The 13,054-nt window shown below is 68.0% G+C and carries 13 protein-coding genes; 3 read left to right on the top strand and 10 right to left on the bottom strand.

All coding sequences use genetic code 11. The features are described 5' to 3' along the window. Positions 1-34: 34 nt before the first annotated feature. The 5 genes from EV645_RS30930 to EV645_RS30910 all read right to left on the bottom strand — a co-directional run bounded on the left by EV645_RS30930 (position 35) and on the right by EV645_RS30910 (position 5,727). Positions 35-517, bottom strand: coding sequence for a DUF1269 domain-containing protein (locus EV645_RS30930; RefSeq protein ID WP_130447584.1), 483 nt, complete (start codon positions 515-517; stop codon positions 35-37). An 83-nt stretch (positions 518-600) separates the two neighbouring features. Then, positions 601-1,554, bottom strand: coding sequence for an RDD family protein (locus tag EV645_RS30925; RefSeq protein ID WP_130447583.1), 954 nt, complete (start codon positions 1,552-1,554; stop codon positions 601-603). 20 nt (positions 1,555-1,574) lie between these two features. Beyond that, positions 1,575-4,184 (bottom strand): LuxR C-terminal-related transcriptional regulator, encoded by a 2,610-nt coding sequence (locus tag EV645_RS30920; protein ID WP_130447582.1) that lies wholly within the window; start codon positions 4,182-4,184, stop codon positions 1,575-1,577. 174 nt (positions 4,185-4,358) lie between these two features. Beyond that, complete coding sequence (gene qcrC / locus EV645_RS30915) at positions 4,359-5,201, bottom strand: cytochrome bc1 complex diheme cytochrome c subunit (RefSeq protein ID WP_130447581.1); 843 nt, start codon at positions 5,199-5,201, stop codon at positions 4,359-4,361. 25 nt (positions 5,202-5,226) lie between these two features. After that, a complete protein-coding gene (locus EV645_RS30910) occupies positions 5,227-5,727 on the bottom strand; it encodes a hypothetical protein (RefSeq protein ID WP_130447580.1) in 501 nt (166 codons plus the stop codon). Between the two features lie 362 nt (positions 5,728-6,089). On the opposite strand from EV645_RS30910, the gene EV645_RS30905 reads away from it, so the two are divergent. Beyond that, a complete protein-coding gene (locus tag EV645_RS30905; protein ID WP_130447579.1) occupies positions 6,090-7,673 on the top strand; it encodes a DUF4139 domain-containing protein in 1,584 nt (527 codons plus the stop codon). A 4-nt stretch (positions 7,674-7,677) separates the two neighbouring features. Here EV645_RS30905 and EV645_RS30900 read toward each other — a convergent pair whose 3' ends face one another. After that, positions 7,678-9,237, bottom strand: coding sequence for a multicopper oxidase family protein (locus EV645_RS30900; protein WP_130447578.1), 1,560 nt, complete (start codon positions 9,235-9,237; stop codon positions 7,678-7,680). After that, positions 9,230-9,601: a hypothetical protein gene (locus EV645_RS30895; RefSeq protein ID WP_242000772.1), complete on the bottom strand. Its 372-nt coding sequence runs from the start codon at positions 9,599-9,601 to the stop codon at positions 9,230-9,232. Before EV645_RS30895 ends, EV645_RS30900 begins: the two co-directional genes overlap by 8 nt. 102 nt (positions 9,602-9,703) lie before the next feature. Here EV645_RS30895 and EV645_RS30890 point away from each other — a divergent pair, with 102 nt between their 5' ends. Then, positions 9,704-10,585 (top strand): LysR family transcriptional regulator, encoded by an 882-nt coding sequence (locus EV645_RS30890; protein WP_198681958.1) that lies wholly within the window; start codon positions 9,704-9,706, stop codon positions 10,583-10,585. On the opposite strand, the gene EV645_RS30885 is transcribed toward EV645_RS30890, so the two are convergent. Further along, on the bottom strand, positions 10,577-11,074 hold the full coding sequence (locus tag EV645_RS30885) for a DUF2505 domain-containing protein (RefSeq protein WP_130447576.1): 498 nt from the start codon (positions 11,072-11,074) through the stop codon (positions 10,577-10,579). The genes EV645_RS30890 and EV645_RS30885 overlap by 9 nt on opposite strands. 11 nt (positions 11,075-11,085) lie before the next feature. After that, positions 11,086-11,532 (bottom strand): GNAT family N-acetyltransferase, encoded by a 447-nt coding sequence (locus tag EV645_RS30880; protein WP_157997187.1) that lies wholly within the window; start codon positions 11,530-11,532, stop codon positions 11,086-11,088. Between the two features lie 293 nt (positions 11,533-11,825). On the opposite strand from EV645_RS30880, the gene EV645_RS30875 reads away from it, so the two are divergent. Next, entirely contained in the window at positions 11,826-12,428 is a 603-nt protein-coding gene (locus EV645_RS30875; RefSeq protein ID WP_130447574.1) for an RNA polymerase sigma factor, read from the top strand. Here EV645_RS30875 and EV645_RS30870 read toward each other — a convergent pair. Next, positions 12,415-12,990: a TetR/AcrR family transcriptional regulator gene (locus tag EV645_RS30870; RefSeq protein ID WP_130447573.1), complete on the bottom strand. Its 576-nt coding sequence runs from the start codon at positions 12,988-12,990 to the stop codon at positions 12,415-12,417. The two genes, EV645_RS30875 and EV645_RS30870, sit on opposite strands and share 14 nt — an antisense overlap. Positions 12,991-13,054 lie beyond the last annotated feature (64 nt).

The raw sequence follows: 13,054 nt of genomic DNA, 5'->3' as shown, positions 1-13,054 counted from the left end.
CAGTACCTCGGTCTCACACCAGATCAGCCCGGGATCAGCTCTGCAGGGCCTGGATGAGCTCTTCTTCGCGTTCCTTCGTCAGGTTCGTCTGGATGACCGTCGGGCTGAACGGCTTGAGCGCATCGACTACGCGATCGACGGTCGCCGACCGGGCCAGCAGGAACACGGCGGCATGGCCGTCCTGCAACTCCTGCCCGACGTGCTTGATCAGGTCGTCGTTGATGCCGACATCAGTGAGCTTGCCGGCCACCGCTCCGGAGGCCGCGCCGACGGCGAAGCCGGCGAGCGGGTTGAGGAAGATGAGTCCGATCAGCGTGCCCCACAGTGCGCCGCTCGCGGCGCCGGCCCCGGTGAGGTTGACGGACTGCTGAATGCGGACCTTGCCCTTGGCGTCCTTGTAGGCGTACGCCGCGTCCTCACGCTGCAGCAGCTGCTGCTTCGCAAGATCATCGGTCAGTGCGATGACGCGCTCGGCGTCTTCACGACTGTCCAGACCGAGAACCACCAGATGGGTCATGCGAACTCCTCGAGGCAGGCGCGTCCCTGTGCCGCGCTGGACGCCTCATCCCATCAACCGGACCCGCTACCGGCCTCCTCCGATTAGGGTGAACCCCCGTCCTCGTGCCGGGCGAGGAACGCGGACAACGGGCCGGGCAGCTCGGCGGGACGTTCGCCCCAGTCGTAGACCACCGCGGTGCCCGCGATCAGGTCGTGCAGCGCACGATGCTCGCGCTGGAACACGATCAGCGCGAATCCCAGTCCGAACAGGACGACGCTCAACGGGAACGCGACGACCCACCTCAGTGCCTGTCCCGGACGGATCGTGCCGCCGTCGGAGCGCACGACCCGGAGGCCGATGATGCCCTGGCCCGGCGTACGGCCGGCGACCGCGAGGAACCCGAACGCATAGGAGAACGCGAAGACCGCCAGCGCGATCGTTGCCGGGAGCGCCCGTACTTCGACTCCCCAGAACGAGCTGGTCAGCAGGTTCACGCCGGCCAGACCGATCGTGAATGTCGTCGTGATGATCAGGATGTCCAGTGCGGTGGCGGTCGCCCTGCTCACGACACCGGCGTACTCACCCGTGACCGTTCGGGACCGTGGCGCGGGTTCTCGGCGGAGAAGGCGGGTGACGCCACGGCTGATGATGGCGTCGAGGCCGGCCAGTTGCCGACGGACCAGGTCGATGAGCGAGCCTGCCAGCCGGGTCTGGCTCTCGACGACGATCTGAGGCAGACCGGATCGCTGGACCAGGCTGTCGATGTCCACACGTTCGAGCAAGCGCTCGACATCGACACGGTCGATCAGTCGGTCCATGTCGATGCGATCGAGCACCAGGTTGAGGTCGATGTGTTCGAGGAGCAGGTTGAGGTCGACGCGTTCCAGCAGCTGGTTCAGGTCGACGCGCGCCAGGGCGCGGTTGAGGTCGACGCGGTCGACCAGGGCATCCACATCGACATGGGACAGCACCAGGTCCGGTTGAACTGTTTCGACGACCCGCTCGGTGACCTTGCCGGCCAGCCGTCCCAGAACCCCGCCGGGACGGGAACTCACCCGCTCCGGGTGATCCACGGCTAAAGCAGCCCGACGGTACGGGCGGTCCGCAGGGCGGCGGATCGCTTGTCCACACCGAGCTTGCGATAGAGCGAAATCAGGTGGGTCTTCACCGTGTTCTCGGTGATGAACAGTGCCTGCGCGACCTCGGCGTACGAACTGCCGAGCGCGAGCTGGTCGAGTACTTCGGCCTCGCGGGCGGTCAGCCGGATCCGGGCGCCGTTCACCACGGCGTCGAGCCGGCGCGGCGGCGGGACGTTCGCGTCCGGCCTGGTCCGCCCCAACGGCGTCATCCCGCCCGCCTGGCTCCATCCGGACTGGTAGTCGGACAGCTTCTCGAGCGCGGCGGCCGCGAACGGGTGCGGGTTCGGACCGGTGACATGTCTGCGCAGGCGGTCCAGGAAGGCGGGCTCGTCGCCGGCCGAGGTGAGGACGTGGAGCATGCGTTGCGGCGTGACCCGGTTCAGGGTGTCGACCAGCGCGGCTTCGGCGGCGGGATCGTCGCCGGTCCGGTCCAGCAGGACAGTCCGGAACGAGGCGGCGGCCGAGGCCAGCGGTGGGTAGATGTCTGCATGTTCGAGGCCGGCCTCGATCAACTTCAAGGCGGTCTGCACGTCCTCCTGGACCATCGATGTCATCGCGCGGATCAGCTCGGCCTCGGTCGCGTTGCCGGTGCGCTCGAGCACCGTGAGCTGCGCGTCGACCGTGGTCTTGTCGCCGAGCAATGTCGCCAGCCAGGACCGCAGCAACGCCAGATCGCGCGAGAGGAACGTCGGCAACGGGCCTGCGGCCACCGGGTCACTGGTGAGCTCGGTGAGGGCCTCGCTCAGACGACCCCGCTCGACGAGGAGGACCGCACGCAACATCGCCCGCAGACCGGCGACCACCGTGTCGGACCCGGCCACGTCAGCGGCCGCGACCTGTTGGAGATAGGCGCACGCGGTGTCCAGCTCGAGCTCGCTCACCGCTGCGAATCCCAGCACGACTTGCGCGCGTACGGCGTACTCCGGAGGAAGGCCGCGCGCTCCCCCGGCGTCGATGGCGGCCTGCGCCGACTGGGCCGCGCTCTGGACCTGGCCGCGCACGTGCTGCACGACCGCGCGGTAGGCAAGGCCACCTGCGATGAGCTGGCGATGGCCAGCCATCCGCGCGGTCACGAGGGCCTCGTCCAGATGGCTGAGCGCCGCATCCAGCTCATCCGCCCACGTCTCCGCCGCCGCGAGCTCGATGAGCAACCAGGCCAACCGCTCAGGACCGAGTACGGCGCGCGTCAGCAGCGACCTGGCCCGTTCGATCGCCACGTGCACGTCATGCCAGCCGTAGCGCGACTCCCACAACCGCAGCAGTACTGCGTCCGCCTGCACCTCTGGAGCCGATTCGTTCGCCAGCTCGTCGGCCGAGGCGGCATCCTGAACGGCGCCGGCAACGTCTCCGGTCACTCGGCGCAGCAGTCCGCGGACACCGAAGAGGTGTGGATGCTGGTCGACGTACCCGGCTGGGAGCGCGTCGAAGGCCGCCTCGACCAGCTCGGCCTCACCCGCGGCGAGCAGCGCCGGCCCATGACCGAGCAGGATCCGATCGACCAACCCGACGTCGTCGGCGTCCAAGGCGCTGCGTAGCGCAGCCTCGCTGTCGCCGTGGCTCTCGTAGTACAGGGCCGAGCGGTGTTGCGCGGTGACGACCAACTGCCGGTCCTCGGCGTTGGTGGCGATGCGCCTTCGAAGCAGCTCGACCAGGAGCGGGTGGTAGCGGTAGAGCGGGTTGCTGGCCGTCTCATCGGCGTACGCCGTGACCAGCAGACCGCTGCCTGCCAGATCCTCGAGCATCGAGCCGGCCTCGCTGTCACCGCTCAGTACGGCGGCCAGCTGCCCAGTCAGCGAGCTGGCCGCGAAGGTGCTGAGGAGCATCGCCAGGACCCGCTCGTCGAGGGTGTTCAGCGTCTCGCCGAGCAGCAGGTCGAGCACCGGCCGCTGGTTGGCGAGCGGCCACACGACATCACCGGAGGCCTGCAGGGTTCGAGCGGCGAGTACGAGCGCGGCGGCCCAGCCGGCGGTCTTCTCCTGGACCAGCGAGATGTCGTCCGCGGTCGCGTGCTCGGCATGCGCCTGCACCAGTTCGGTTGCCTCGGCATCGTTGAAGCGCAGGTCGCGCGAGCGAAGCGTCAGTGCCATCCCCCGGATCTCCAGCTCCGAGATCGGCAGCGGCAGGTCGTACCGGGTGGCGAGCAACAGCCGGAGCGCGTGCGGCGCCTCCTGCAGAACGCGGGCCAACGCGGCGACGGTTGAGGCAGGCAACAAATGGGCGTCGTCGACGACGATCGGGTCCAGCATCTGGGAGCCCTCGGCACCATCCACCCGCTCGAGGAATCCCTGCAACGAACCCGGCGACTGTCCGGGCACCCACACCACCGGCTCGCCGGTGCGTCGCCGGCGCGTCACCCAATCCGACAGCAGGACTGTCTTTCCGGTGCCGGCCGGTGCGATCACCATGGTCAGCGGCGAACCGACGCCCAGATCAAGAGCTGAGTGCAGCCGTTCACGAGTCACAAGCGTGAGCGGCGGCCGCGGCGTCTTACCGTCCGCCGACTGCCGGAATGCGTCGCGCTCTCGATCGAGCCCCGGGCTCGTCACGCGCGTCACCCCTCCCCTGGGCGGGCGTGCTATGTCCGAATCCTTGGTCCCCACTCCTCGTACATGTCTCGAAAATCGAGACTAACCGGTTCGGGTCGATTGCGGCAGGGGTTGAGCGTGATGGACCGCAGCCGGGCGTGGCGTGCCGCGGCGGGTGCTGGGTCAGCTGCCAGGTCAGTTGCGGCGGCGGATCCGGGGCACCTTGGCCCCGATCCAGACCGCGACCACGACGAGCAGACCGATACCGATGAGCCATCCCCACAGGCCCTCGGAGACCGGTCCGAGCCGCCCGAGGCCGAATCCGCCCGGGTCGTCCGCCTGCTGCAGGGCGACGATGTAGGCGATGATCGCGCGCTTGTCCTCGGGCAGCATGACGCTGTCGGAGAAGACCGGCATCTGCTGCGGTCCGGTGAGCATCGCCTGGTACATGTTGCGCGGCGTCGTACCCATCAGCGACGGCGCGTAGCGGCCGTTCGGGAGCGCTCCGCCGCGGCCGGCGAAGTTGTGGCAGGCGGTGCAGTTGGTCCGGAACAGCTCGCCGCCGCGGACGATCTCCTCCTGGGTCACCTTGCTCACGTCGTACTCGTCGGCGGACGGGATCGCGGGCCCGGGTGCGAGCGAGGCGATGTACGCCGCCAGCTGGGCGATCTCCTCCTCGGTGTAGACGGGCGGCTTCTGCGGGATCTGCGCCTTGGTCTGGGCGGCCGGCATCCGTCCGGTGCTGACCTGGAAGTCGACCGCGGCCGCACCGACGCCGATGAGCGACGGCCCGGCGACCCGGCCCGCTCCGGTGGTGCCACCCTCGGCGTGCAGGCCGTGGCAGCTGGAGCAGCCGACCGCGAACAGCCGCCGTCCCGCGTCGATCTGGTCGGACTGGGGACCGTCCGCACCCGTCGCGCTGCGCGGCACCAGCACGGTGTACGCAAGACCGACCGTGACCAGCGCAGCGCCGATCACCAGTGTCTTCGCGAACTTCCGTCGACGCACCGGACCAGCAGACCCTGGTAGCAGACGCATTGTGATCCCCCGATTCGGGTGAGCTTCAGCGAGAGTCGCGCTTCGCCTGCCGGCGGGCACCCATCGCCCGCGTCGAGGCGTCCTTCTTCAGTCCGCCGGTGGTCTTCTTCGCAGTCCGCGCCCTGCTGACCACTTCCGGCTTGGAACCGTCGGCCGAGCCCTTGGCCGGTGCCGCCGTCTTGGCAGCCCGCGCCGCTTCGAGTCGCTCGGTGCGCAGCTGCATCGAGGCCCGGTTGGCGACCACGGAGACTTCACGACTGACTTTCGCCAGCACCGATTCGAACAACTCCGCCTTGTCGCGGTCCCGTTGGTTCCGCGGGTACGACATCCCGCGACCGCCGACGCCCGACACCGCCGCGCTTGCCGCCCGCCGGTAGTTCTTCACGTACTTCGTCCGCGCGCGCCGGATCCGCTGATGCAGGTCCAGCAGTTCGTCTTCGTCCAGACCCTTCAACGCGTCCCGCTCGGTCTCCGCGACCAGCAGACGCTCAGCATCCGTCAACGAGTTCAGCAAGCCTTGGTTCATTGGATTCTCCTTAGCCGCCTTCGCAGACTACGGACATCCAGGCAACCCCGACAACCCACCAAACCGACTTCACTGCCGCCGATCCACGTCCGACGTACCGCTCGCACCGGCAGGTCGCACTCGTGCTGAGGTAGGCATGAGTCGGCTTTCCGGAACATAACTGCCACTGAGCGCAAACTTCTTTCCGGAAATCGGGCCGTCTGCGCTCGGGGGTTTGTTCAGCGCCGACACCCGAGTCCTGGGACACGCCGACCGGCACTGGACCGGCGGTCCCGGCCAGGCATCCAACTCCCGGTCTACCTCGTGTCTTTCTCTGTCTCCCTCAGGCTTCCTCGTCCCACTCGGCGGCTACTGTCGGAGGCATGGACCAACTCGTGGTGGATGCGCCGATCGTTGCAGTCACTGTCTATCCGGGTCGCGCACGAGTGACGCGACGCGGGCAGATCACCGTGCCCGCTGGGGATCAGACCGTGTACGTCGAACCGCTGCCGCTGTCCCTCGAAGAGGACTCGGTACGCGTTGCCGGCCGAGGACCCGCGACCGTGCTCGGCGTGGACGTAGCGATCCAGCATCACCCGCAGGCGCCGGACGAGACCGTCGCGGCCTTGGAGCAGGCGCGGCTCGACGCACAGGACGAGGTCACGCAGCTCGTCGACGCTGATGACGTCCAGGCGCAGCTCGACACGTTCCTCGCACAGCTGGCTCGCCGCGCCGGCAACAGCTTCGCGCGCACGCTGGCATCCGGCGAGCCAGGTGCGGAGTTGAGCGGGTTCACCGACTCGCTCACCGAGCGGCTGTCCGCCGTACGGGAGACTCGGCGCGCCCTCGCCGCGCACCGTCGCGAGGCCGAGAAGCGACTCGCTGCCGCGGACCGTCGGCTGGCGGCGATCATTCAGCAGCGCACGCCCGACCGGCGCACGGCTGCGATCGCGCTCGCGCTGGAGACCGAGGCCGAGGTGGAGATCGAGCTCTCGTACGTCGTACCCGCCGCCAACTGGACCAGCTCGTACGACGTCCGTCTCACCGGCGACCGCCTCACGCTGAACTGGTACGGCCTGATCACGCAGCACAGCGACGAGGACTGGCCGGAGTGCGACCTGACCCTGTCGACAGCGCGCCCTACTGTGACCGCGAAGGTCCCCGAGCTCGACCCGTGGTACCTCGACCGCTTCCACCCACCTGTGCCGGTAGCAGCTCCCGGGGCGCCCGTCTCACTCGGAATGCAAGTGGCCGGCGGGCGAGAGCATCTCCAGTCCCGCCGGGCATCCGCGGGCCTGGTCCAGGAGCAGGCAGCATTCGAGGCCGTCGAGGCGACCGTCGAGCAGGGCATGACCGCCGCGAGCTACACCCCGCCCCGGCCCGTCGCCGTGCCCGCGGACGGAGCGACGCACCGCGCGACGATCGCGTCGATCGACCTCGACGCGGAGCTGGACTACATCACGGCGCCGGTGCGATCGACTGACGTACATCTGCGCGCCACAGTGGTGAACTCGTCCGCGCACACCCTGCCCGGCGGCAAGGCCTCCGTGTTCCACGAAGCGGAGTTCGTCGGCTCGGCCGCGCTGCCGTTGTGGGCGCCCGGTGAGGACGTCGAACTCGCGCTCGGCCTCGACGACCGCATCCGTGTCGAGCGCAAGCTGGTACGCCGGGAAGCGAGCAAGGCGACGCTCGGATCGACGCGCCGTCGTCAGGTCGAGTACGAGACCAAGCTCGAGAACCACACGCCGCGCAACGCCCGCATCACGGTCCTCGACCAGTTGCCGGTGGCACGCGACCACGAGATCACCGTCAAGCCGCTCAGCGCCGAACCCGAGCCGGCCGAGACCACCGACCTCGGCGTCCTCACCTGGAAACTCGACCTCCCAGCAGGCAAGGAAACGAGCATCAAGCTCGCGTTCCGCGTCGACACCGCCAAGTCCGTCGACCTCACCGGCTGGCGCGAGTAGCCGCTCAGGTGATCTGGAGGTTGGCCATCATGCCCATGTCCTCGTGCTCGGCGTTGTGGCAGTGGAACAGGTACCGCCCGCGATAACCGTCGAACCGGGTGATGAGCTCGGCGGACTCGCCGGGCCGCAACGACACGGTGTCCTTCAGACCCGCGTCCTGCGGCAACGGCGGGCCGCCGCCCCGCGACAACACCCGGAAGCCGACCAGGTGCAGATGCACCGGATGGTGTACGTCGGCCACCAGCCGCCAGATCTCCACGTCCCCGAGCCGCGTGGTGACATCGGTCCGAGCCGGATCGAACGGCTTGCCGCCGATCAACCACCCGTGACCGTCCCCCATCTGCCCGGCACGGAACGAAAAGTCCCGCACCCGCACCGCTTCCGACCGCTGCCACTCGGGCAAGTCTGAGCACAGCACGTCGGGCACCCGGCTCTCATCAACGGCCTTCCGTACGACGTGGAACGCCATCACGTCACGCGCACGACCGGACCCGAGCCGATTCACGATCCGGACCCGGCTTCCCATCGGGACACGCGCGAAGTCCACGATCACGTCGTACCGCTCGGCCGGGGCGATCGGCAGGTTCTGATGTGTGACCGGCACGTGGAGCAGGCCCTGGTCGGCGCCGATCTGCACGAGGTCGAGCCGATGTCCGTCGTCGAGGACGGCCTCGAGGTCGTAGTGCCTCGCGTTCGACGCATTGAGGATCCGCAGCCGGTACCGCGCCGCATCCACCTCATGCACCGGCCATGGGGCGCCGTTCACCAGGATCACGTCGCCGAGCACGCCGGCGACGTACGGTTCACGGACGCCCGGCCGTTCGCGCAACGTCGGGTCGAGCGCGGGGTAGGCGAGCGATCCGTCGGCGGCGAATGCGCGGTCCGTGATCATCAGCGGCAGTTCGCGGGGACCCGTCGGAAGCCCGAGCGACTCCTCGGCGTCGTCGCGCACGAGGTGCATCCCGGCGAGTCCGCGCCAGATCGCCGGCGCGGTGAAGTCCATCCGGTGGTCGTGGTACCAGAGCAACGTCGGCCGCTGGTCGAGCGGGAATGTGTACTCCCGCGTCACCTCGGTCGTCATCGCCTGCGGATCGTGCATGTGGTGATCCCCGCTCCAGCCCGCGGGCAGGACGAGGTCGGTCGGGTACCCGTCGAAGTCCGCGGGCGTCCGTCCCCCGTGCAGATGGACGACGGTCGGCACCGGCAACTCGTTGCGGTGGGCAACCGTGACCGAGCGGCCCCGCCGCGACTCGATCGTCGGTCCCGGGAAGGTTCCGCCGTACGTCCACAACCCGGTCGGCACACCGGGCAGGATCTCCGCTGTCACCTCCCGCTGGACAAGCTCGTACCGATCGAAACCATCCGCCGTGCTCACCGGCGCCAACACCGACGGAACCGGCAGCGGCACCTGGAACGGCGACGGCAGCGGTACGGCGCTACGCAGTTCGGCGCCCGTCTGCGCCGGGCGAAGCGACAAGGCGGCCGCGGTCGACAAGCCGCCGGCGGCCACCACGCCGAGCGCTCCCCCGATGCCCAGCACCTGGCGCCTGCTCAGCTCACGCATGGCGACGCACCAAAGGCTGTCGCCACACGGCGATGAACAACATGACCACCGCCGCGACCGTCATCACTCCCAACGGGATGTGCAGCCAGAGAGCGCCGCCCGTCCCGGCGAAGTACTGCACCGTCTCCGCCACGACCACCGCGAGCGATGCGACGAACGGCCAGCTCTGACGCAGCCGCACCCAGACCACCACCGCCGCGATCACCTGCAAGTAGCCGATGGACGTGGTGATATTCGCGCCGGCGGCGTGCATTCGCAGGCCGTCGAAGTCACCGCTCAGATAGACGCCGGCGAACACCGGCTGGCCGGCGATCGCCACCAGGTGCGCGCTGACGAGTCCACGTAGTACCCACTGGCTGACCACCAGCTGCCTCCTCATTCGTGTTCTCGGTCAGCCGTGACACTATGTTTCGGCAGTTATGAGCGTCCAAGACCAATATCGCTATCTCGTTATGATCGAAGAGGCATGATGGACCTGAACATGCTCCGGCAGTTCGTCGTCGTGGCCCGGCTCGAGCACCTCAGCCGCGCGGCCGACGAGCTCCACATCGCCCAGCCGTCGCTGAGTCGCACCATCGCCCGCCTCGAGCACGAGCTCGGTACGCCGCTGTTCGATCGCGCCGCCCGACTGCGACTCAACTCGGCCGGCATCCTCTTCCGCGGGTACGTCGAACGCGCGCTCGGCGAGCTGGATGCGGGTCGACGGGCCGTCGCGGAGGCCACCGAGCAAGGATCTGGCACCGTGCGGCTCGCGGCCGAGAACTTCCTGGCCCTCACCGAACCGCTGGCCGGCTTCAAACGCGACCATCCCACCATCGAGATCGAGCTGCGGCAGATGCCGGCCGAGGACATGGCTCGCCGATTGCATGCCCAGGACATCGACCTGTGCGTCGCGTCCCAGCCGGTGCCGAGCGCCGGCCTCGAATCCGTTGTCCTGCTGGACGAAGCCGTACATGTGGTCACACCATTGGACCACCGGTTGGCGGACCGCTCCTCGGTGCGTGTCGAGGAACTGGTGGACGAACCGTTCGTCACCTCGAGAAGGGGCCATTGGCAACGAAGCCTGCTCGATCGGCTCTTCGCCGAGCACGGTCTGACCCCGAGGATCGTCTGCGAGAGCGACGAGGCCGGCGCCATCCAGGAGCTGATCCGCGCGGGTCTCGGCATCGGCTTCAACCCCGACATCGCCCGGCGTTCGGCTCCCGGCTATCCGGTCGCGTGGATCGCCGTCGACCATCCCGGCTGTCGCCGTACGCTCTCGTTGCTGTGGAGCGCGGCCGGCCGGCCGGCCACGGCAGCCCAGCTGATGCGAACCAGAATCACCAACTGGGACTGGGATTCAGAGTGAGCCCGACAACCAGGCTCGTGCGACCTCGAACTTCTTCTCCAACCGGACTCGCACCGCATCGGCTACGACCTGCTCGATGCCCTTGCCAACCATCGGCACCGAGGCCGTCACCTGCAGGTCGAACGCCTGGGTAGTCCCCCGCCCCTCCGGGACGATTCGGGTCGTGCCGGTCACCTTCACCGGTACGCCGGTCACTTCACCGTCGACGTCAGCCTCACGCGCGCCGTCGACATCGGGCCGGTGCCACACCTTCAGCTGAGCCAATTCCAACGTGTTCCCGACGAACCGCCGAGCAACCACCGGTACGTCGAACGGCTGCGTCTGCCAATGGCACCGCATCCTCAGGTCGTCCCCCGCATCACCCACCACGACGTCGTACGACTGCACCCGCAGCCGCTCGAACACCTGCTCCTGAAACGTGATGTCCGTAATCATCGCAAACACTTCCTCCGGAGAGGCGTCGTACGACGTGGCGAGCGTCAAATGCATAGTGCACTGAATCACAAGGTGAGGCGCATCCGAATCTTCGGGTGCTCCACGGCAACCACCGCGAACCCGAGCCGTTCGTACAGCTCACGCGCCCGGTTGAGCTCAAGCACATGCAACTCGACGGCCGACGATCCCGCCTCCTTCGCACGCTCGACGAGCACCCGAAACAACGCCGTTCCCACGCCGCGATCCTGCACTTCGGGCGCGATCTCGATCCGGGACACGTAGAACGTGGTGGCGTCGGCCGGCCCTGCCTGGATCATGCCGGCCGGTTGCCCGTCGACCAGAACGATCTCGATGGTCTCCGGCGTGAACCATGCCTGGTGGAACTGTCGTTGTACGTCGTCGTTCCACGGGCCCCACGTTGCTTCGATGACGTCGCCGAGGGTGCGGCGGTGCAGGTCGTACAGGAAGTCGTCGTCGGCGAGCGTTGCCGGGCGGAGCCGGACGTCTTCCATGGCGTCTCCGGGAGGTTGCTTGGAGCAATGGTTAGGCGAAGACATCGACCGGCGTTGCCCCGGCTGGGCACCAGCGCAGACCGCGGTTCGATGGCCATCCTTTTCCCCCGGTCACACAGGAAGTCAGTCCTTACCCGATGGTCGGCCCGGCCGGGGTCATCGACCAACCTTTCAACGATCCTCGAAGTGTTTGCGGTCACGCGACGGAAGGGGAGTGACACGGTGCGCGACTTTCGGTAACCTTTTCGTGATGTTCACCGCGTAGCTGACTGAGAACGGGGCTTGGGAAGCGCATGGCCATCGCAGGTGCAAGCACGGCTGCCCACAGGGCCGCCGACCACAGATACACCGACGATTCCGACGACGAGGACGAACTGATCCGGCTCGCGCAAGCGGGCGACGGCGCCGCCTTCGGGCAGCTCTACGATCGGTACCTGCCGTCCATCTACCGCTACACCTACAGCAAGACCTCGTCCCGCAGCGCGGCCGAGGATCTGACCAGCGAGACGTTCCTGCGAGCGTTCCGCGCGATCGCCCGCCGGCCGCGGGCACAGCTGAACTTCGCGGCCTGGCTCGTCACTATCGCCAGGAACGTCGTGATCGACCACCACCGCTCCGGCTGGAGCAGGCTGGCGATCGTCACCGACGAGGTCGACCCACAGGTCGACGATGCGGTCGGACCGGAGCAGGCCGCACTGCTGTCCGTGAGCACGGCGACAGTGCGCGATGCCCTCACCCGACTGCCCGACGATCAGCGCGAATGTCTCGTCCTGCGCTTCTTCGCCGGCCTGTCGATCAGCGAGACCGCAGCGGCGATGGACCGCACCGACGGCGCGATCAAGCAACTCCAGTTCCGAGCCACGAACCGTCTACGCCAGGTGGTCAAGGACCGCTGACGAACGCCTGCATAACAAGGGTTGCGAACCGGCGCGACGCCGTACTGCGGGTTGCCGGGTCCGACACGTGCAGTCCGCGATGTGCGGTCAGCATGATCATCAGGTCGGACAGCTCGAAGTCCTTGCGCAATCGGCCGCGAGCCTTCGCGCGCCGCGCCAAGGTGGCGACCGACTTCAGCGTGAGCTCCCGGCTCTCGGCGATATCGACCGTATCCGGGTAGGTCGCCAGGAACGCGTCGGTGAATCCCCTGTTCTGCAGGTGCAACTCGCAGATCCGCTCGATCACCCAACAGAAACCCTGCCACGGATCCGGCATCGCCAGACCTTCGTCGACAATCGCCTGGCACGCACGGGTCTGCTCGGCAAACGCCTCGGTCGCGAGCAGCTGTTTCGTAGGAAATCGGCGGTACAGCGTCGCCGGCCCGACCCCGGCTTGCCGCGCGATCGCCCGCATCGGAACAGTCAGCCCCTCGCTGGCGAACAGCGCGCGGGCCGACTCGAGAATGCGATCGCGGTTGTCCTCCGCGTCGGAACGCAGTTTCTGAGGCAATTGCTCGGTCATCACTCTCACTCTAGCTAAGTGGACGCCTGCGTCCACATAGTCTCGGTGCTCAACCGACCGAGAG

It is taken from the genome of Kribbella rubisoli, from assembly GCF_004217145.1.
Classification (GTDB): domain Bacteria; phylum Actinomycetota; class Actinomycetes; order Propionibacteriales; family Kribbellaceae; genus Kribbella; species Kribbella rubisoli.
This window is presented reverse-complemented; position numbering and strand designations above follow the sequence as displayed.